The sequence below is a fragment of the Streptomyces sp. Go-475 genome (assembly GCF_003330845.1).
GTDB lineage: Bacteria > Actinomycetota > Actinomycetes > Streptomycetales > Streptomycetaceae > Streptomyces.
Map to the genome: position 1 here is coordinate 5107038 of NZ_CP026121.1, position 18470 is coordinate 5125507.

The following is an 18470-nucleotide window of genomic DNA, read 5'->3' on the forward strand; positions in this document are numbered from 1 at the left end:
GGCTCAGGCCAGGTCCTCGTCCCACCACCAGGCGATGCCGGGGGCGCCCTCCAGCGGGCCCGGCCGGGTGTCGGACGGCTCCTCGGCCCAGGTCAGCGCGGCGTCCTCCATCGCGTCGGGCCAGTGGCCGAGGCTGAGGTAACGGGGCACGCGCTGTCCCCACTCGTTGTTGCCGCGGATGCCGTACCGCAGCCCCTGCAGATAGGTGGCGAGTTCCTGGCCGGCCGTCGGGCGGACGCGGTCGTGCAGGTGCAGGAACCGGAGCAAAATGCGGTCCCGCAGCCCGGTCGCCGCCTCCACCGCCTGCTGCAGGGAGAGGTCCCGCTCCCGCATCAGGACCGCGTAGATGTTCTGGTCGGTCTGGTCCCGGGTCAGCTCCTTGCGCAGGGAGTGCTGGTCGTTGTCGAGCGAGGCCACCATGACGGCCATCTCCGTCAGCGCGCGGACCGCCGGCCGGTACAGGTCACGGTCGGGCACCTCGGCGCCGTTGGCGATCTCCAGCATCGCCATGGTCGGGTATCCGCCCGCCGCCAGCGCCCGCATCGTCAGGAAGTCGTCCAGACCCGGCATCCGGCCCAGCGCCTGGTTGCCGACCTGCCAGGCCACGCCCGACAGCCAGGCGCGGTGCGCGTGCGTGAACCGGGTCACCTGCGTGGGCGTGGCGAGCGACCGGAAGCGGCGCAGGATGTCCTGCAGGGCGCCGATGTACCGGTCCTCGCCGGTCGCCGTCTCGCTCTCGCACGCCCGCTGCACCCGGCAGGCCAGCTCGTTGAACTGCGCCGGGCGGGTGCTGAGCGGCCCGCTGTCGCAGCGTGCGTCGTCGAAGCCGAAACCCCAGTACACCCACAGGGCCGTCGCCAGCAGCCGGTCGTCGTCGGCGCCCGGGGCGAACCGCGCGTAGAAGTCGGCGCTGTGCGTGGCGATGACCCAGGCCTTTTCCTCTTCGGTTGCGCACATTCCGCTGTTGCGGATCCACTCCTCGGCGCGTTTTTCGACCTTTCGGACACGCGGGTGAATGGCGGATTCCAGGGGGCAGAAAAGAGGCGGGAGTTCCACCTCGGACATACGAGATCCCATGGGAACGATCATCTGGGACCCGGGTATGCGAAGCGGCGGGAACACCCGCCCCCGGAAAAAGACACACAGACGGCCGAGATGACAATAGGAAAGGCGACCGAGCGCGCCCCGGCGTGCCCCTGCGCGGGCGGTGGACCGAGCCCCGGCTCGACATGCTCCGCGCGGCCGGCCGGGGCGGTGAGATGGTCGCGATGACGTGTACGCGCCGGTGCCCTGGTCGGAGAAGGCGTACGCCCCGTCGAGGCCGGTCCGGGCCGTGGCGACGACGTTGCCCGCCGCGTCCAGCAGCCTCACCCGAGCGTCGCCCAGCGGGGCGCCCCCGCCGCGCACCATGCCCCGCGCCTGCGCGCCGGAGCGCAGCTCAAGCTCGACCCGGCCCGCCAGGCCCACCGACTTGAGCAACCGCATCCCCCTCAGGGGCCGGGGGAGAGGCATGCCAGGGCCGCCCGCGCGGCACACTGACCCCATGTCCTCCCGCCGCAGAGCCTGCCCCGAGTGCCGCCGAGAGATCGCCGTCGTCGCCGGGCGGTACGCGCGCCACGACCCGCCCGGCGCCCGCGAGCACGGCGAACTCACCTCGTGCCCGGGCTCCCGCCGCCAGGCCCGCCCCGGCCCGGAGCAACCGTCCCTGGACGGTTACGCGGTACCGGAGTTCCCGGGCCAACTGCCCCTGTTCTGAACGTCCGGACGGCCGCCGGAGCCGAAGCCCGCCGCCAACCGCCGTACCGGACGGCCCGGCCGCGCCGCCGAGTTCGAGCTGCCGCACGCGGCGCCCCTCAGTTCCCCGCCACCGACTTCACCGCCACCGACACCGGCGCGGACCCGCTGATCAGCTCCAGGGTGAGCCCGGCCGTCGCGGGGGTGTCCACCAGCTCGGCCAGGACGGCGGCCACGTCCTCGCGGGGGATCGGCCCGCGGCCCGTGTGCGCCTCCAGGCGGACCAGGCCGGTGCCGGCGTCGTCGGTGAGCTGCCCGGGGCGCAGGATCGTCCAGTCCAGGGCGTCCAGACCGCGCACATACGCGTCCGCCGCGCCCTTGGCGCGCAGGTACACGTCGAAGATCTCGTCGCCCTCGTGCTCCGGGTCGGCGCCCATGGACGACACGATCAGGAAGCGCCGCACACCCGCCCGCACCGCCGCGTCCGCGAAGAGGACCGCCGCGGCCTTGTCCACCGTCTCCTTGCGGGCCGCCCCGCTGCCCGGGCCCGCGCCCGCCGCGAAGACCGCCGCGTCGGCACCCCGCAGCCGCTCCGCGACCTCGTCCACGGACGCCGACTCCAGATCGAGCACGACCGGTTCGGCACCGGCCTGCCGCAGATCGTCGGCCTGCTCGGCCTTGCGGATGATCCCCGCCACCTCGTCCCCGCGCGCGGCGAGCAACCGCTCCAGCCGCAACGCGATCTGACCATGACCACCAGCGATGACAATGCGCATGCCTTCGACCGTACGCCCGGACGGCCCCGTCCGCCGCACGACTTGGGCCACACCCCGCCACGGGCCCTACGACACCTCGCCCCGCCCCTGCCGCGGCAGCCCCAGCTCCACCGAGGCCGCCGAACTGCAGTACTCCCGCACCGCGCTGGTCCGCGCCACCACGCGCCCCCGGTGCACGACCACTCTGCTGTAGGCCAGCGAAAGCGCCCCCGCCAGCCGGTCCCCGCGCACCGCGAGCAGCTCGGCCGGGAACCCCGCCTCCACCCGCACCTCGGGCAGCCCCAGCACCGCCCGCGCCGAGGAGCTCACCGCGTCGTACGCCTCCTCGGGCGCCAGCCCGTAGCGCGAGGCCAGCAGGAACGCCGCTTCCAGCGGGTCGCCGCGCCCCACCGGGTTGGACACGTCCCGCAGCGCTCCGCTCCCGGCGGCCACCCGCACCCCGGCCGCGCGCAGCAGCCGCACCGGAGCCGCCCCCCGCCGGTCGACACCGCCGCAACCGCCCTGCGGCAGGCACACCACGGCCACCCCGGCCGCCGCGAGCTGGTCGGCCGTCCGCGAGGCCACCTCGGACGGGAGCCTGCCGAGGTCGCCGCACGGGCTGAGCGTCACCCCGGGGCGCAGCCCGCCCGCCATCGCCGCGAGCCGGGCCAGCCGGGCCGGATCCCCCGCGTCCGTGTGCAGGTCGACGGGGCAGCCGTGCTCGGAGGCGACCTCCAGCACCGCCTCCACGTACCCCGCCGGATCCGGGTCGAGGTCGGGCCGGCCGCCCACCACCGAGGCGCCCATCTTCACGGCGTCCCGCAGCACCGCCAGCCCGTCCGCCCCGGCCACCCCGGTCAGCACCCGGGGCACCGCCACCGTCGTCAGCTCCGCGAGCCCCCGCAGCGCCCGCCGCGCCTGCAGCACCGCCGCCAGCGCACCCAGCCCCTGGACGTCCCCCACGCGCACGTGCGCCCGCACCGCCGTCGCCCCGTGCCCGAGCTGGAGCAGCGCGGCCTCGGTCGCCCGGCGCTGGACGTCCTGGGGTTCGTACGAGACCGGTCCGTCGGCGTCGGCCGACAGGGCCGTGTCGGCGTGCGCGTGCGGCTCGGCCGGGGCCGGCAGCAGCAGGTAGCCGCTGAGGTCCACGCGCGCCCCGCACGCGCGCGCGCCGCCCGCCGCCAGGCTGCCGGCCGTGCCGACGGCCTCGATGCGCCCACCGCCCAGCCGTACGTCCACCGTCCTGCCGTCGGTGAGCCGCGCCCCGCACAGCAGCAGCGAGGACGCGTCGGCCGGACCCGGTGAGGACGACGGGGGCGGTGGTGGCTGCGGCTGGCTGTCGGGCATCGCGCTCCAGGGGCTCGGGCTGCGCACGCGAGGACGCATGATCACTCAGAGTGAGTCGAGCCTAGGACGGCCTCCCGCCCGTCGCGGGGAGGAGCGCAATAGTCGTACCGGCGTGGTCCGCCGTGCGGAGCGGGAGGCACGCACGGGACGCCTGGGAGGACGGTCCGGGCGCGCGGGGCGGGGGCCTCGAAACGGATTTGGGCGAACGGCGGCGGAGCGTGTAATGTCTTCATCGCTCGCCCCAATAGCTCAGTCGGCAGAGCGTCTCCATGGTAAGGAGAAGGTCAACGGTTCGATTCCGTTTTGGGGCTCTGGTGTGAACGGCTCCCGTCGCGAGGCGGGACCGACCACATCAAAGCGGTGTAGCTCAGTCGGTAGAGCAAGCGGCTCATAATCGCTGTGTCACCGGTTCAAGTCCGGTCACCGCTACTCTCAGTAGCCGATTGCGGGGTCGGTCCTTCGATCGGCTACTCTTCTTGCGTTAAATGTCCATCCGTTCGTCTTAGGAGCACTCACGTGGCTGCCACCGACGTCCGCCCGAAGATCACGCTGGCCTGCGTGGAGTGCAAGGAGCGGAACTACATCACCAAGAAGAACCGGCGTAACAACCCGGACCGTCTTGAGATGAAGAAGCACTGCCCGCGTTGCAACGCGCACACCGCGCACCGCGAAACGCGATAAAACAGGCTCGTACGCGAGGCCGCTCCCGAGTGATCGGGGGCGGCCTCGCGTCGTTGAATGACCCGTACCGTTCAGTAGCGCAACCAGGAGGTGCCGGGCCATGGCGCTCGACCAGTCCTTCGTGGGGCGGACGTACCCGCCCACCGAGCCGTACGAGGTGGGCCGGGAGAAGATCCGTGAGTTCGCCGAGGCGGTCGGGGACGCCAACCCGGCGTACACGGACGCGGAGGCCGCCAAGGCGCTCGGTCACCCGGACGTCATCGCCCCGCCGACCTTCGTGTTCTCGATCACCTTCAAGGCGGCCGGCCAGGTCGTCCAGGACCCCCAGCTCGGCCTGGACTACAGCCGGGTGGTGCACGGCGACCAGAAGTTCGCCTACCGCCGCCCCGTCCGCGCCGGCGACCGGCTCACGGTCACCTCGACCATCGAGGCGATCAAGTCCCTCGCGGGCAACGACATCCTGGACATCCGCGGCGAGGTCCACGACGAGGCCGGCGAGCACGTCGTGACCGCCTGGACCAAGCTCGTGGCCCGCGCGGCCGAGGAGGCGTGAGCGATCCCATGACGGCGAAGATCTCCTACTCCGACGTCGAGGTCGGCACCGAACTGCCCGCGCAGACCTTCCCCGTGACCCGCGCGACCCTCGTCCAGTACGCGGGCGCCTCCGGCGACTTCAACCCGATCCACTGGAACGAGAAGTTCGCCAAGGAGGTCGGCCTGCCGGACGTCATCGCGCACGGCATGTTCACCATGGCCGAGGCGATCCGCGTGGTGACCGACTGGGCCGGCGACCCGGGCGCGGTCGTCGAGTACGGCGTCCGTTTCACCAAGCCGGTCGTCGTGCCCAACGACGACAAGGGCGCCGAGATCGAGGTCAGCGGCAAGGTCGCGGCCAAGCTCGACGACAACACGGTCCGCGTGGACCTCACGGCGACCAGTGCCGGGCAGAAGGTGCTGGGCATGTCGCGGGCGGTCGTACGGCTGGCCTGAGCCGGCGAGAGACAAGGACCAGGGGCGTCCTCCCGGGGGAGGGCGCCCTTTGTTCATGGCATCCGACGGCACCCGCTTGACGTAGTTAGTGATTGAGTACTAACTTACTTGCATGCCCAGGATGAGTGCGGAGGAGCGACGCGAGAGCGTCATCCGGGCCGCGACGACCGAGTTCGCCCGCGGCGGCTACCACGGCACGTCGACCGAGACGATCGCCCGGCGCGTCGGGGTCTCGCAGCCGTACCTGTTCCGGCTCTTCCCCGGCAAGAAGGCGATCTTCCTGGCGGCGGTCGAGCGCTGCATCGAGGACACCGTCCGCACTTTCGCGGAGGCTGCCGAGGGTCTCGAAGGCGAAGAGGCCCTGCATGCCATGGGGAACGCCTACACCAAGGTCATCGAGGAGCGGCCCGAGCGGCTCCTGATGCAGATGCAGATGTACGTCGCCGTGAAGGCCGCCGAGGAAGAGGGCGACCACGAGTTCGGCGAATCGGTACGGGCCGGCTGGATGCGGCTGTGGGACACGGTCCATCTGCCGCTCGGGGCCGACGCCGCCGAGACGACGCAGTTCATGGCGTACGGGATGCTCATCAACTGCCTGGTCGCCATGGGATTCCCGCCCGAGCACCGCGTCTGGGAGGGCATGTACCCCTCGGCGCGCGCCAAGGGGCTGCAGCACTGACCTGTGAAGGCGTCTGCGCTGCGCCTTTCGATGTCCGCGAAAGTTAGTAATCAATAACTAATCGATCATCGCAGAGACACCACACACTCCTGGGGGAGCGATGTCACAGCAGACCGCACGCCGCGGGGGAGCCGCCTGGGCCCTCGTCATCACCAGCGTCGCCGGATTCATGGCGGCCCTGGACAACCTCGTCGTCACCACCGCCCTGCCCTCCATCCGCGAGGACCTCGGCGGAGGCCTGCACGACCTGGAATGGACCGTCAGCGCCTACACGCTCACCTTCGCCGTGCTGCTGATGTTCGGCGCGGCCCTCGGCGACCGCTTCGGCCGCCGCCGGCTCTTCATGGCCGGACTCGCCGTCTTCACCGGGGCGTCGGCCGCGGCGGCGCTGGCGCCCGGCATCGACTCCCTCATCGCCGCCCGCGCGGTCCAGGGCGCCGGAGCCGCGGTGATGATGCCGCTGACGCTCACCCTGCTGACCGCGGCCGTACCCGCCGCCAAGCGGGGCATGGCGTACGGCATCTGGGGAGCCGTCAACGGACTCGCCGTCGCCTCCGGACCGCTGGTCGGCGGCACCCTCACCGAACACATCTCCTGGCAGTGGATCTTCTGGCTGAACGTCCCGCTCGGTCTGGCCCTGCTGCCCCTGGCCCGCCTCCGCCTCGCCGAGTCCCACGGCACCGGCGCCCCGCTCGACATCCCCGGCACCCTCCTCGCCAGCGGCGGACTGTTCGGCATCGTCTACGGCCTGGTCCGCGGCCCCGCCGACGGCTGGACCGGCGGCCTGGTCCTGACGGGCCTGTTCGCGGGCTCCGCGCTGCTCGCCGGCTTCGTCCTCTACAGCACCCGCGCCGAGAACCCCATGCTCCCCATGCGGCTGTTCCGCTCCCGGGCCTTCTCCGGCATCAACGCGGCGAGCCTGCTGATGTTCCTCGGCATGTTCGGCTCGATCTTCCTGCTCAGCCAGTACATGCAGGGCGTCCTCGGCTACTCGCCCACCGAGGCGGGTCTCAGGATGCTGCCCTGGACCGGCATGCCGATGCTCGTCGCCCCGATCGCCGGCCTCCTGGCCGACCGCGTCGGCGGCCGCCCGGTCGTCGCGACGGGCCTCTTCCTCCAGGCCCTGGGCCTCGGCTACATGGCGGTCGTGGCCACGGCGGACGCCTCCTACGCCGCGCAGCTGCCCGCCCTGATCGTCAGCGGTATCGGCATGGCCCTGTTCTTCGCGCCCGCCTCGCACCTGGTGATGTCCAGCGTCCGGCCCCACGAGCAGGGCATCGCCTCCGGGGCCAACAACGCCCTGCGCGAGGTCGGGGGAGCGCTCGGCATCGCCGTCATGGCGTCGATCTTCGCGGCCCAGGGCGGCTACGAGACCGGCCAGACCTTCGTCGACGGCATGCGACCCGCCCTGGTGACGGGCTCCGCGGTGGTCGCCCTCGCGGGCCTCGCGGCCCTGCTGATCCCGACCCGCCGCCGCACGGAACACCCACAGGGCCCGGTGAAACCGGCACCGGTACTGGAGACGGCCTCCCGCTGACCGAAAGACGGCAACGAGGCTCCGCCGCCTGTCCTGGAAGCCACCACGCGCGCGTGCGGCCCCGCTCCCCGCGAGCAGGGCCGCACGCACGCGTGCCCGGCGCCGTCAGTGCCGTCTCGTACTCTTGAGCCCGTGCAGGAACTCCACGACGCCCCCCTCGCCCCGCTGACCACCTTCCGGCTGGGCGGCCCCGCCACCCGGCTGATCACCGCGACGACGGACGACGAGGTGATCGCCGTCGTCCGCGAAGCCGACGAGACGGGCACCCCGCTGCTGCTCATCGGCGGCGGCTCGAACCTGGTCATCGGCGACAAGGGCTTCGACGGCACGGCCCTCGTCATCGCCACCAAGGGCTTCTCCCTCGACGGCACGAAGCTGGAGCTCGCGGCCGGAGAGGTGTGGACCGACGCCGTCGCCCGCACGGTCGAGGCGGGCCTGGCCGGCATCGAGTGCCTGGCCGGCATCCCCGGCTCGGCGGGCGCGACCCCCATCCAGAACGTCGGGGCGTACGGCCAGGAGGTCTCCTCCACGATCACCGAGGTCGTCGCGTACGACCGCCGCACCGGCGAGACGGTCACCCTGGCCAACGAGGACTGCGCCTTCGCCTACCGCCACAGCCGCTTCAAGTCCGACCCAGAGCGGTACGTGGTCCTGCGCGTCCGCTTCGCCCTGGAGGACGCCGACGGCCTCTCCGCCCCCCTCAGGTACGCCGAGACGGCCAGGGCCCTCGGCGTGGAGGCCGGCGACCGCGTCCCGCTCACGTCGGCCCGTGACACGGTGCTCAAGCTGCGCGCCGGCAAGGGCATGGTCCTGGACCCCGAGGACCACGACACCTGGTCGGCCGGGTCGTTCTTCACCAACCCGATCCTCACGGACGCGGACTTCGAGACGTTCCGCGCCCGCGTGCACGACCGGCTCGGCGACGGGGTGGAACCGCCTGCCTACCCGGCGGGCGAGGGCCGGACCAAGACCTCCGCGGCCTGGCTGATCGACAAGGCCGGCTTCGAGAAGGGCTACGGCGACGGTCCGGCCCGGATCTCCACGAAGCACACGCTGGCGCTGACGAACCGGGGTGCCGCGACGACGGAGGATCTCCTCGCCCTGGCGCGTGAGGTCGTGGCCGGGGTCCGAGAGGCGTTCGGGATCACGCTGGTGAACGAGCCGGTGACGGTCGGGGTCAGCCTGTAGGTGCCCGGCGTCGGTGCTGGGGCGGGGGGTCCGCAACCCGGCGGAGCGGGGTGCCTCCCCCAAGCTCTCGGCTTCGCTCGAGCAGGGGGACCCCCATCGCCCACCCGTGCCGCCCCAGCGGCACGATTGCCCGCGGCTAAGCCGGACCAGCGGCAGCCACGACGCGCCCGCAGCCGCCGTCGTGCGCAAGGGGACGTGTCGGGGGGTGTCCGCCCGCAGCGGTTGGCGCGTCAACGGGGAGTCAGTCGGCACGCAAGTCGATCGCGCCGTTCCGAGGACGGACACCCCCCCCGGCGCGACCCCGATCCACCATCCGGCGGGAAGGCGAAGACGCGCACCCCCGCCAAGCAGCCACAGGCCGCCGCAGCACTACGACACCAGCCAGTCATCCACCCCCGCCAGCAGCTCCGCCTTCACCCCCTCCGGCGCCGCCGACCCCCGCACCGACTGCCGGGCCAGCTCCGCCAGCTCCGCGTCCGTGAAGCCGTGATGAACCCGCGCGATCTCGTACTGCGCCGCCAGCCGCGACCCGAACAGCAACGGATCGTCCGCGCCCAGCGCCAACGGCACCCCCGCCTCGAACAGCGTCCGCAGCGGCACGTCCTCCGGCTTCTCGTACACCCCCAGCGCCACGTTCGACGCCGGACACACCTCGCACGTCACGTGCCGGTCCGCCAGCCGCTTCAGCAACCGCGGATCCTCCGCCGCCCGCACCCCGTGCCCCACCCGGTTCGCACCCAGGTCGTCCAGACAGTCCCGCACCGACGACGGCCCCGCCAGCTCACCTCCGTGCGGCGCCGACAGCAGCCCGGCCTCGCGCGCGATCCCGAACGCCCGGTCGAAGTCCCGCGCCATGCCCCGCCGCTCGTCGTTCGACAGGCCGAAGCCGACGACGCCCCGGTCCGCGTACCGCACCGCCAGCCGCGCCAGCGTCCGCGCGTCCAGCGGATGCTTCATCCGGTTCGCCGCGACCAGGACCCGCATCCCGAGCCCGGTCTCCCGCGACGTCGTCTCCACCGCGTCCAGGATGACCTCCAGCGCCGGGATCAGACCCCCCAGCCGCGGCGCGTACGACGTCGGGTCGACCTGGATCTCCAGCCACCCCGACCCATCCCGCAGATCCTCCTCCGCGGCCTCCCGCACCAGCCGCTGGATGTCCTCCGGCTCCCGCAGGCACGAGCGCGCCGCGTCGTACAGCCGCTGAAAGCGGAACCAGCCCCGCTCGTCCGTCGCCCGCAGACTCGGCGGCTCCCCGCTGGTCAGCGCCTCGCTCAGCGCATCAGGCAGCCGGACGCCGTACTTGTCGGCCAGTTCCAGCACCGTCGAGGGCCGCATCGATCCGGTGAAGTGCAGGTGCAGATGGGCTTTCGGCAGCTCAGAGACATCACGTACACGCTCCATCCCAGGATCCTGCCGTACGCCTCAGCCGTCCCGGTAGCGGTTTCCCCTTTCGTGGTCTTGCTCGCACAAACAAATGGGGCACATACCGAATCCGGTATGTGCCCCAGGCCCGAGAGCCGGCGAAGCGGACGTCAGTCCCGCGCCTCCGCCAGCAGCTTCTGGATCCGGCTCACGCCCTCGACGAGGTCCTCGTCGCCCAGCGCGTACGACAGCCGCAGGTACCCCGGCGTACCGAACGCCTCACCCGGCACCACCGCGACCTCGGCCTCCTCCAGGATCAGCGCGGCCAGCTCGACCGTGTCCTTGGGCCGCTTGCCCCGGATCTCCTTGCCGATCAGCGCCTTCACCGACGGGTACGCGTAGAACGCGCCCTCCGGCTCCGGGCAGACCACGCCGTCGATCTCGTTCAGCATCCGCACGATCGTCTTGCGGCGCCGGTCGAAGGCCTCACGCATCTTCGCGACGGCGTCCAGGTCACCGGAGACCGCGGCCAGCGCCGCGGCCTGGGCGACGTTGGAGACGTTGGACGTGGCGTGCGACTGGAGGTTCGTCGCCGCCTTGACGACGTCCTTGGGGCCGATGATCCACCCCACGCGCCAGCCGGTCATCGCGTACGTCTTCGCGACACCGTTCACCACGATGCACTTGTCGCGCAGCTCGGGCAGCACCGCCGGCAGCGACACCGCGGAGGCACCGCCGTAGACCAGGTGCTCGTAGATCTCGTCGGTCAGCACCCACAGGCCGTGCTCGACGGCCCAGTGGCCGATCGCCTCGGTCTCCTGCTCGCTGTAGACCGCGCCGGTCGGGTTCGACGGCGAGACGAAGAGCACGACCTTCGTCTTCTCCGTACGGGCCGCCTCCAGCTGCTCGACGGTCACCCGGTAGCCGGTCGTCTCGTCCGCGACGACCTCCACCGGGACACCCCCGGCCAGCCGGATCGACTCCGGGTAGGTCGTCCAGTACGGCGCGGGCACGATGACCTCGTCGCCCGGGTCGAGGATCGCGGCGAAGGCCTCGTAGATGGCCTGCTTGCCACCGTTGGTGACGAGGATCTGCGAGGCGTCGACCTCGTAGCCCGAGTCGCGCAGCGTCTTCGCGGCGATCGCGGCCTTCAGCTCGGGCAGACCGCCCGCGGGCGTGTAGCGGTGGAACTTCGGGTTCTTGCAGGCCTCGATCGCGGCCTCGACGATGTATTCCGGGGTCGGGAAGTCGGGCTCACCGGCGCCGAAGCCGATCACCGGCCGCCCGGCGGCCTTGAGGGCCTTGGCCTTGGCGTCCACGGCGAGGGTGGCGGACTCGGAGATCGCGCCGACTCGGGCGGAGACCCGGCGCTCGGTGGGAGGGGTTGCAGCGCTCATGGGCCCCATCGTTTCAGACAGGAAACGCGGGCGGCACGGGGGTTTCACAGACTGAACAACGCCGGGCAAACCCCTGAACAACAGTCCGGATCCCCCGCGCCGCCAGGTCGATCTTCAGTCGATATCCCGGGTCACGACGCCCTCCCGGCAGGCGGTCTTCCGCCAACGTGCCCTTCCCGCGGTCCTATCTGTTCGACGACCGGCCGCAGACCACGTACACTCTCACCTCGTTGGCCTCCCGCAGGCCGCGCCCGTTCGGTGCACACCAAGCATCCGGACGGATGCGGTACGTTGGGGGACACACAAAGGGTCGTAGCTCAATTGGTAGAGCACTGGTCTCCAAAACCAGCGGTTGGGGGTTCAAGTCCCTCCGGCCCTGCTACACACACCTTCGCCAGGATGTGTGCGCATGTACGTACAGCAATGCACCGCCGTGCGGCTCAGACCGGGCGCGGCACGGCCACGACCCGGAATCAGGTGAGGACGAGTGACGGACGCCGTGGGCTCCATCGACATGCCTGATGCCCAGGACGAGGCGCCGGAGTCCAAGAAGACCCGCAAGGGCGGCAAGCGCGGCAAGAAGGGCCCGCTGAAGCGGCTTGCCCTCTTCTACCGCCAGATCGTCGCCGAGCTGCGCAAGGTCGTCTGGCCGACCCGCAACCAGCTCTCGACGTACACGACCGTGGTGATCATCTTCGTCGTCATCATGATCGGCCTGGTCACCGTGATTGACTATGGGCTCAGCAACGCCGCCAAGTACGTGTTCGGCTGAGTCGCCAGCGAAGAGCGCCGAGGTACCCGGCGCTCCTTTCGCATGTTCCACCCCTATGTATCCAGGAAGAAGCAGCCACCGTGTCTGACCCGAACGTGAACGACGCCATCGAGCCTGTCGAGTCCGTCGAGGACGAGCTCGACACCGTCGAGGGCGCGGACAGCGAGGACACCGAGACCTCCGCCGAGGTCGAGGCTGCCGACGCCGTCGCGGACGACGACGCCGCCGAGGCGGAGACCGAGGCCGAGACCGACGCAGACGTCGCGGCCGAGGCCGAGGAAGAGCCCGAGGACGACCGCGACCCGATCGAGAAGCTCCGCGAGGAACTGCGCGTCCTGCCCGGCGAGTGGTACGTGATCCACACCTACGCCGGCTACGAGAACCGCGTGAAGACCAACCTGGAGCAGCGCGCCGTCTCGCTGAACGTCGAGGACTACATCTTCCAGGCCGAGGTGCCGCAGGAAGAGGTCGTCCAGATCAAGAACGGCGACCGCAAGACGATCAAGCAGAACAAGCTCCCGGGCTACGTCCTGGTCCGCATGGACCTGACGAACGAGTCCTGGGGCGTCGTCCGCAACACCCCCGGCGTGACCGGCTTCGTGGGCAACGCCTACGACCCGTACCCGCTGACCCTGGACGAGATCGTCAAGATGCTCGCCCCGGAGGCCGAGGAGAAGGCCGCCCGCGAGGCCGCCGAGGCCGAGGGCAAGCCGGCTCCGCAGCGCAAGGTCGAGGTCCAGGTGCTGGACTTCGAGGTCGGCGACTCGGTCACCGTCACCGACGGCCCGTTCGCCACGCTGCAGGCGACCATCAACGAGATCAACCCCGACTCGAAGAAGGTCAAGGGCCTCGTCGAGATCTTCGGCCGCGAGACGCCGGTCGAGCTCTCCTTCGACCAGATCCAGAAGAACTAGGTTCTTCCGGACTCACAGCTTCCGCGCAGGTCAGGCGAACGCTCCGGCGCTTGTCTGACCTGCTCGGTTTTTGGCCGCGCATCTATACCCGTTATCGTTGTGCGGTATGCCTGCATCCGGGTGGTCCCCGGGCGTGGGCAGGACCCGAATCGAAAGGACCCGGAGAGCTATGCCTCCCAAGAAGAAGAAGGTCACGGGGCTCATCAAGCTCCAGATCCAGGCCGGTGCCGCCAACCCGGCCCCGCCGGTCGGCCCCGCGCTGGGTCAGCACGGCGTCAACATCATGGAGTTCTGCAAGGCCTACAACGCCGCGACCGAGTCGCAGCGTGGCTGGGTCATCCCGGTGGAGATCACGGTCTACGAGGACCGCTCCTTCACCTTCATCACCAAGACCCCGCCGGCCGCCAAGATGATCCTGAAGGCCGCGGGCATCGAGAAGGGCTCCGGCGAGCCGCACAAGACCAAGGTCGCGAAGATCACGCGTGACCAGGTCCGTGAGATCGCCACCACGAAGATGCCCGACCTCAACGCCAACGACCTGGACGCCGCCGAGAAGATCATCGCCGGCACCGCCCGTTCCATGGGCGTCACGGTCGAGGGCTGAGCCCCAACCTCCACCAGCAGAAGTGGCAGGGCCTGCTCGGCCCGGACCACGACTCCTAAGAATCCACAGGAGCAGTAGTGAGCAAGCGCAGCAAGTCCCTTCGCGCTGCGGACGCCAAGGTCGACCGGGAGAAGCTCTACGCCCCGCTCGAGGCCGTCCGTCTCGCCAAGGACACCTCCACGACCAAGTTCGACGGCACCGTCGAGGTCGCCTTCCGCCTGGGTGTCGACCCGCGCAAGGCCGACCAGATGGTCCGTGGCACCGTGAACCTCCCGCACGGCACCGGTAAGACCGCCCGGGTCCTGGTCTTCGCGACCGGCGACCGTGCCGAGGCCGCGCGTGCCGCGGGCGCCGACATCGTCGGCGCCGACGAGCTGATCGACGAGGTGTCGAAGGGCCGCCTGGACTTCGACGCCGTCGTCGCCACCCCGGACCTCATGGGCAAGGTCGGCCGCCTCGGCCGCGTGCTCGGTCCGCGTGGTCTGATGCCGAACCCGAAGACCGGCACCGTCACCCCCGACGTCGCCAAGGCCGTCACCGAGATCAAGGGCGGCAAGATCGAGTTCCGTGTCGACAAGCACGCGAACCTGCACTTCATCATCGGCAAGGTGTCCTTCGACGACACCAAGCTGGTGGAGAACTACGGCGCCGCGCTGGAGGAGATCCTCCGTCTGAAGCCGTCCGCCGCCAAGGGTCGCTACATCAAGAAGGCCGCCATCACCACCACGATGGGCCCCGGCATTCCGGTCGACCCGAACCGCACCCGCAACCTCCTCGTCGAGGAGGACCCGGCCGCGGTCTGAGCCTCAGGCTCACCCAACCGGTCACGGGCCCCGCACCTCTCACAGGTGCGGGGCCCGTCCCCTTTTCCGGTACGCGCGTCCGCTGCCTGGGTTAACGTGCGGGAACCGGATGGGAACGGGGGACGTATGCAGGGCACGACCGTGCGCCGAGCGGGTCTGGTGCTCGCGCTGGTGACCGCGCTCGCGGGACCGGCCGCCTGCACCTCCCCGGACCCCGGGGACCGCCCCCGCGCGGACGACCGCGCCCTGAGCGGCAGTCACCGGGCCGCCCTGCGCTCCGCCGAGCAGGCCACCGAGCGGGCCGGATCAGCCCGGGTCGAGTCCACGACGACCATGGGCTCGCTGATGTCCATGACCGCCGACGGCACCCTCGGCTGGACCGACGGCATCACCGGCACCCTGACCATCACGTACACCGGCGGCACCATCGCCGACACCATGCGCCGGCTCGGCAGCACCTCGATGGAGGCCCGCTACCTGCCCGACGCCTACTACGCGCGCATGGGCGAGAAGTTCGCCGAGCAGACCGGCGGCAAGAACTGGATCCGGTACGCGTACGACGACCTGGAGGCCCTCACCGGTGGCTCCGGGGCCCACCTCGGCGACCGGATGCGTACCAGCACGCCCAACCAGTCCGTGACACTCCTGCTGGCCTCCGGGGACGTCCGGAAGGTCGGCGAGGAGACCGTGCGCGGCCGGCCCGCCGCGCACTGGTCCGGCACCGTCGAGGCGGCGGACGTCACCGACACCGCCCTGCGGAAGCAGCTCACCGAGGCCGGCGTCACCACCGAGACCGTCGACATCTGGATCGACAAGCGGAAGCTGCTCGTCAAGAAGGTGGAGAAGGCCCGGACGACGACGGGCCTGATGACCCAGACCGCCTATTACGCCGACTACGGCGTGCGGGTCCGGGCCGAGCGGCCCCCGCTGTCCGACACCGGCGACTTCGAGGAGCTCATGCGGAAGCGAACCGGTACGCCCTGACCTCCCGGAGAATGCGGATAGATCACCTGTGCCCCTCTGGGATAGGCTCACGGCCTTGCTGTGCAGCAAGCATGCATTCCTTGGGGGGAATCAATGAAGAAGCACATACCTGTCGCCGGCCTGGGCGCCCTGGTCCTCGCCGCCGGCGTCGTCGGCTGCGGCTCCGAGCAGTCGCCGGAGATGACGCCGGCCGCCGCCGTCGCCAAGGCGGCGAAGAACACGGAGGACATCACGTCCCTCCACTACCGCATGAGCGGTACGGCGCCGGAGTCCGGCAAGGTCAAGGGCGAGGCGTCGATGCGCCTGAAGCCCACGATCGCCATGAGCATGAAGGTCTCGGCGTCCGGCCAGGCGGCCACCGCCGGTGAGACCGAGATCCGTCTCGTCGACAAGGCCATGTACATCGGTGGGGGAGCCGAGATGGCCAAGGAGATGGACGGCAAGACCTGGATGAAGTTCGACCTGTCCGGCTCCGACGCCGGCAAGGAGCTGGACCAGCTGGGCTCCACCAGCCAGGCCGAGCAGAACCCGGCGGCTGAGTCCACGTTCCTCACGGGCGCCAAGGACGTGAAGAAGGTCGGCTCCGAGAAGGTCGACGGCGTCGAGACGACCCACTACACGGGCACGGTCACCCTCGCCGACCTCCGCGCCTCCCTCAAGAAGGACGACGGGGAGACCCGCGAGCGGCGCGAGAAGAGCATCAAGCAGTACGAGAAGATGGGCATCGACAAGCTCACGATGGACATGTGGATCGACGGTGACGACCACACCAAGCAGTTCCGCACCAAGGGCGACACCGACAAGGGCCCGCTCGACATGACCATCACCTTCCTCGACTACAACAAGCCGGTGGAGATCAAGGCCCCGCCCGCCAAGGACGTCGCCGACCTCGCCGACCTGTTCAAGGGCCTCGACGAGAGCTGATCCGTCTGCTCCCGCTGGTCGGTCGTACGGGCGGATTTGCTTGACAGCGATTCGTTCCCGTACCCTCCTACAGAAGCCAAAGACCGCTGGTCGTTACCGCGCGCTCGGACGAGGGCGCGGTGGCCGAAGGATCCGCTGAACGGCGGACGGCCCGCGCAGGTGACACAGGAGAAGCTCCCGGAGTCCGCCGCCCCCGTGCGTGTGCGAAACCGGTCGAGCTACGCCCCGTGCGCTTGCGCCGGGGCGTTTCGTTTTCCCCAGTCCTCCTTCGGGTCCGCGCGGTCCGAATCACCCGGAAGGAGGCCGAGGCTCATGGCGAGGCCTGACAAGGTCGATGCCGTCGAGGAGATGCGGGACAAGTTCCGCAACTCCAACGGCGCCGTCGTTACCGCGTACACCGGTCTCACCGTGGCTCAGCTCCAGCAGCTGCGCCGTTCACTCGGTGAGAACGCTCAGTACCGTGTGGCGAAGAACACGCTGACCAAGATTGCGGCCAACGAGGCCGGGATCACCGCGATCGACGACCTCTTCACGGGTTCGTCGGCCGTCGCCTTCGTGACCGGTGACCCGGTCGAGGCGGCGAAGGGTCTCCGTGACTTCGCCAAGGACAACCCCAACCTGGTCATCAAGGGCGGCGTCCTTGACGGCAAGGCGTTGTCCGCAGATGAGATCAAGAAGCTTGCGGACCTCGAGTCCCGCGAGGTTCTGCTCTCCAAGCTGGCCGGTGCCATGAAGGGCAAGCAGTCGCAGGCTGCCTCTGTCTTCCAGGCGCTGCCGTCGAAGCTCGTCCGCACCGTGGACGCGCTCCGTGCCAAGCAGGACGAGCAGGGCGGTGCCGAGTAACTCGGCTCGCATCCCGGCCGCCGCTGCCTGAACGCGGCGACCGTAGCGGGCCACACGTACGCCCGCCTCACATGTACATCCGGCACCTGCCGATTTAGTGGAAGGACCGCCATCATGGCGAAGCTCAGCCAGGAAGACCTGCTCGCGCAGTTCGAGGAGATGACCCTCATCGAGCTCTCCGAGTTCGTGAAGGCGTTCGAGGAGAAGTTCGACGTCACCGCCGCCGCGGCCGCCCCGGTCGTCGTGGCCGGTGGCGGTGCCGCCGCCGGTGGCGCCGAGGCCGCTGAGGAGAAGGACGAGTTCGACGTCATCCTCGCCGGCGCCGGCGACAAGAAGATCCAGGTCATCAAGGTCGTGCGTGAGCTCACCTCCCTGGGCCTGAAGGAGGCCAAGGACCTGGTCGACGGTGCGCCGAAGCCGGTTCTGGAGAAGGTCAACAAGGAGGCCGCCGACAAGGCCAAGGAGGCCCTCGAGGGCGCCGGTGCCTCCGTCGAGGTCAAGTAAGACCTCCCGGATCCGCCAGGATCCACGACACGTCCACCAGGACGTGTAACGCGTAAGCGCCGAGGAGCGATCATCCATCCGGGTGGTCGCTCCTCGGCGTTTCAGGGGTCCGGCCACGGTTGCCTTGCACCCTCTGTGGCGGGGGGTATGGTGATCTTCGTCGTGTCTCTGGGACGGCCCCGGTTCGGGCAGGGGGGCCTTGACGAACCGCACGCAGCGCGCAATTCTCAGGACGCGTCGTCACAAGGATCCGAATCCGAGGCATGGATCGGCGACGAAGAGGGCAGTATCAACGTGCGTTGAGGGCAGGGCCTTGTCGCAGGAGTGGAACAACGAGGGTGAACACGGGTTCCAGAACCCGCACTGGACATCAGTGTGCCGAGTGGCTACACTGACCCTTTGCGCTGCCTGTTAGCTGTCCCCTGCCCGTCACCAGGGGTCTGCCCTCGCCC

Annotated in this window: 20 protein-coding genes and 3 tRNA genes; 18 read left to right on the forward strand and 5 right to left on the reverse strand. The window is 70.3% G+C overall.

Features of this window, described 5'->3' with window-relative positions:
- Nucleotides 1-3: 3 nt before the first annotated feature.
- A complete protein-coding gene (locus C1703_RS23610) occupies nucleotides 4-957 on the reverse strand; it encodes a hypothetical protein (RefSeq protein ID WP_198678254.1) in 954 nt (317 codons plus the stop codon).
- Between the two features lie 586 nt (nucleotides 958-1543).
- On the opposite strand from C1703_RS23610, the gene C1703_RS23620 reads away from it, so the two are divergent.
- Nucleotides 1544-1756: a hypothetical protein gene (locus C1703_RS23620; protein WP_114257554.1), complete on the forward strand. Its 213-nt coding sequence runs from the start codon at nucleotides 1544-1546 to the stop codon at nucleotides 1754-1756.
- A 97-nt stretch (nucleotides 1757-1853) separates the two neighbouring features.
- On the opposite strand, the gene C1703_RS23625 is transcribed toward C1703_RS23620, so the two are convergent.
- Complete coding sequence (locus tag C1703_RS23625; protein ID WP_114254758.1) at nucleotides 1854-2510, reverse strand: NAD(P)H-binding protein; 657 nt, start codon at nucleotides 2508-2510, stop codon at nucleotides 1854-1856.
- 66 nt (nucleotides 2511-2576) lie between these two features.
- Nucleotides 2577-3836, reverse strand: a complete 1260-nt coding sequence (locus tag C1703_RS23630; protein WP_114254759.1) for an amidohydrolase family protein — start codon at nucleotides 3834-3836, stop codon at nucleotides 2577-2579.
- 238 nt (nucleotides 3837-4074) lie between these two features.
- Between C1703_RS23630 and C1703_RS23635 the strand changes: the two genes are divergently transcribed.
- The 8 genes from C1703_RS23635 to C1703_RS23670 all read left to right on the forward strand — a co-directional run bounded on the left by C1703_RS23635 (nucleotide 4075) and on the right by C1703_RS23670 (nucleotide 8911).
- Nucleotides 4075-4147, forward strand: a tRNA-Thr gene (locus C1703_RS23635).
- A gap of 45 nt (nucleotides 4148-4192) precedes the next feature.
- A tRNA-Met gene (locus C1703_RS23640) sits at nucleotides 4193-4265 on the forward strand.
- Between the two features lie 87 nt (nucleotides 4266-4352).
- Complete coding sequence (rpmG, locus tag C1703_RS23645; RefSeq protein ID WP_003948671.1) at nucleotides 4353-4517, forward strand: 50S ribosomal protein L33; 165 nt, start codon at nucleotides 4353-4355, stop codon at nucleotides 4515-4517.
- A gap of 100 nt (nucleotides 4518-4617) precedes the next feature.
- Nucleotides 4618-5070, forward strand: a complete 453-nt coding sequence (locus C1703_RS23650) for a MaoC family dehydratase N-terminal domain-containing protein (protein WP_010036815.1) — start codon at nucleotides 4618-4620, stop codon at nucleotides 5068-5070.
- Between the two features lie 8 nt (nucleotides 5071-5078).
- Complete coding sequence (locus C1703_RS23655) at nucleotides 5079-5507, forward strand: MaoC family dehydratase (protein ID WP_114254760.1); 429 nt, start codon at nucleotides 5079-5081, stop codon at nucleotides 5505-5507.
- A 112-nt stretch (nucleotides 5508-5619) separates the two neighbouring features.
- Nucleotides 5620-6186, forward strand: coding sequence for a TetR/AcrR family transcriptional regulator (locus C1703_RS23660; RefSeq protein ID WP_198678255.1), 567 nt, complete (start codon nucleotides 5620-5622; stop codon nucleotides 6184-6186).
- A 100-nt stretch (nucleotides 6187-6286) separates the two neighbouring features.
- A complete protein-coding gene (locus C1703_RS23665) occupies nucleotides 6287-7723 on the forward strand; it encodes an MFS transporter (protein ID WP_114254762.1) in 1437 nt (478 codons plus the stop codon).
- A gap of 132 nt (nucleotides 7724-7855) precedes the next feature.
- Nucleotides 7856-8911: a UDP-N-acetylmuramate dehydrogenase gene (locus tag C1703_RS23670; protein WP_114254763.1), complete on the forward strand. Its 1056-nt coding sequence runs from the start codon at nucleotides 7856-7858 to the stop codon at nucleotides 8909-8911.
- A gap of 369 nt (nucleotides 8912-9280) precedes the next feature.
- On the opposite strand, the gene C1703_RS23675 is transcribed toward C1703_RS23670, so the two are convergent.
- Both C1703_RS23675 and C1703_RS23680 read right to left on the reverse strand, forming a co-directional pair.
- Nucleotides 9281-10312: an adenosine deaminase gene (locus tag C1703_RS23675; RefSeq protein ID WP_114254764.1), complete on the reverse strand. Its 1032-nt coding sequence runs from the start codon at nucleotides 10310-10312 to the stop codon at nucleotides 9281-9283.
- A gap of 131 nt (nucleotides 10313-10443) precedes the next feature.
- Complete coding sequence (locus C1703_RS23680) at nucleotides 10444-11670, reverse strand: pyridoxal phosphate-dependent aminotransferase (RefSeq protein ID WP_114254765.1); 1227 nt, start codon at nucleotides 11668-11670, stop codon at nucleotides 10444-10446.
- Nucleotides 11671-11976: 306 nt separating this feature from the next.
- On the opposite strand from C1703_RS23680, the gene C1703_RS23685 reads away from it, so the two are divergent.
- The 9 genes from C1703_RS23685 to rplL all read left to right on the forward strand — a co-directional run bounded on the left by C1703_RS23685 (nucleotide 11977) and on the right by rplL (nucleotide 18018).
- A tRNA-Trp gene (locus tag C1703_RS23685) sits at nucleotides 11977-12049 on the forward strand.
- Between the two features lie 108 nt (nucleotides 12050-12157).
- A complete protein-coding gene (gene secE / locus C1703_RS23690) occupies nucleotides 12158-12442 on the forward strand; it encodes a preprotein translocase subunit SecE (RefSeq protein ID WP_114254766.1) in 285 nt (94 codons plus the stop codon).
- Between the two features lie 80 nt (nucleotides 12443-12522).
- Nucleotides 12523-13356 carry a transcription termination/antitermination protein NusG gene (gene nusG / locus C1703_RS23695; protein WP_114254767.1) on the forward strand — a complete coding sequence of 278 codons (834 nt, stop codon included), beginning with the start codon at nucleotides 12523-12525 and terminating at the stop codon, nucleotides 13354-13356.
- A 169-nt stretch (nucleotides 13357-13525) separates the two neighbouring features.
- A complete protein-coding gene (rplK, locus tag C1703_RS23700; protein WP_003992325.1) occupies nucleotides 13526-13960 on the forward strand; it encodes a 50S ribosomal protein L11 in 435 nt (144 codons plus the stop codon).
- A gap of 77 nt (nucleotides 13961-14037) precedes the next feature.
- Nucleotides 14038-14763, forward strand: coding sequence for a 50S ribosomal protein L1 (gene rplA / locus C1703_RS23705; RefSeq protein ID WP_114254768.1), 726 nt, complete (start codon nucleotides 14038-14040; stop codon nucleotides 14761-14763).
- 126 nt (nucleotides 14764-14889) lie between these two features.
- A complete protein-coding gene (locus tag C1703_RS23710; protein WP_114254769.1) occupies nucleotides 14890-15747 on the forward strand; it encodes a hypothetical protein in 858 nt (285 codons plus the stop codon).
- A 93-nt stretch (nucleotides 15748-15840) separates the two neighbouring features.
- Nucleotides 15841-16671 carry a DUF1396 domain-containing protein gene (locus C1703_RS23715; RefSeq protein WP_114254770.1) on the forward strand — a complete coding sequence of 277 codons (831 nt, stop codon included), beginning with the start codon at nucleotides 15841-15843 and terminating at the stop codon, nucleotides 16669-16671.
- Between the two features lie 312 nt (nucleotides 16672-16983).
- On the forward strand, nucleotides 16984-17514 hold the full coding sequence (gene rplJ / locus C1703_RS23720) for a 50S ribosomal protein L10 (RefSeq protein WP_114254771.1): 531 nt from the start codon (nucleotides 16984-16986) through the stop codon (nucleotides 17512-17514).
- Between the two features lie 114 nt (nucleotides 17515-17628).
- The gene (rplL, locus tag C1703_RS23725; protein WP_114254772.1) at nucleotides 17629-18018 is read left to right on the forward strand and encodes a 50S ribosomal protein L7/L12; all 390 of its coding nucleotides are present in this window, start codon (nucleotides 17629-17631) and stop codon (nucleotides 18016-18018) included.
- Nucleotides 18019-18470 lie beyond the last annotated feature (452 nt).

What these genes read in the sequence shown, in the direction of transcription:
- C1703_RS23610 (WP_198678254.1), bottom strand. Translation starts at nt 957, where the DNA reads ATGTGCGCAACCGAAGAGGAAAAGGCCTGGGTCATCGCCACGCACAGC.
- C1703_RS23620 (WP_114257554.1), top strand. Translation starts at nt 1,544, where the DNA reads ATGTCCTCCCGCCGCAGAGCCTGCCCCGAGTGCCGCCGAGAGATCGCC.
- C1703_RS23625 (WP_114254758.1), bottom strand. Translation starts at nt 2,510, where the DNA reads ATGCGCATTGTCATCGCTGGTGGTCATGGTCAGATCGCGTTGCGGCTG.
- C1703_RS23630 (WP_114254759.1), bottom strand. Translation starts at nt 3,836, where the DNA reads ATGCCCGACAGCCAGCCGCAGCCACCACCGCCCCCGTCGTCCTCACCG.
- C1703_RS23650 (WP_010036815.1), top strand. Translation starts at nt 4,618, where the DNA reads ATGGCGCTCGACCAGTCCTTCGTGGGGCGGACGTACCCGCCCACCGAG.
- C1703_RS23655 (WP_114254760.1), top strand. Translation starts at nt 5,079, where the DNA reads ATGACGGCGAAGATCTCCTACTCCGACGTCGAGGTCGGCACCGAACTG.
- C1703_RS23660 (WP_198678255.1), top strand. Translation starts at nt 5,620, where the DNA reads ATGCCCAGGATGAGTGCGGAGGAGCGACGCGAGAGCGTCATCCGGGCC.
- C1703_RS23665 (WP_114254762.1), top strand. Translation starts at nt 6,287, where the DNA reads ATGTCACAGCAGACCGCACGCCGCGGGGGAGCCGCCTGGGCCCTCGTC.
- C1703_RS23675 (WP_114254764.1), bottom strand. Translation starts at nt 10,312, where the DNA reads ATGGAGCGTGTACGTGATGTCTCTGAGCTGCCGAAAGCCCATCTGCAC.
- C1703_RS23680 (WP_114254765.1), bottom strand. Translation starts at nt 11,670, where the DNA reads ATGAGCGCTGCAACCCCTCCCACCGAGCGCCGGGTCTCCGCCCGAGTC.
- rplK (WP_003992325.1), top strand. Translation starts at nt 13,526, where the DNA reads ATGCCTCCCAAGAAGAAGAAGGTCACGGGGCTCATCAAGCTCCAGATC.
- C1703_RS23710 (WP_114254769.1), top strand. Translation starts at nt 14,890, where the DNA reads ATGCAGGGCACGACCGTGCGCCGAGCGGGTCTGGTGCTCGCGCTGGTG.
- C1703_RS23715 (WP_114254770.1), top strand. Translation starts at nt 15,841, where the DNA reads ATGAAGAAGCACATACCTGTCGCCGGCCTGGGCGCCCTGGTCCTCGCC.
- rplJ (WP_114254771.1), top strand. Translation starts at nt 16,984, where the DNA reads ATGGCGAGGCCTGACAAGGTCGATGCCGTCGAGGAGATGCGGGACAAG.
- rplL (WP_114254772.1), top strand. Translation starts at nt 17,629, where the DNA reads ATGGCGAAGCTCAGCCAGGAAGACCTGCTCGCGCAGTTCGAGGAGATG.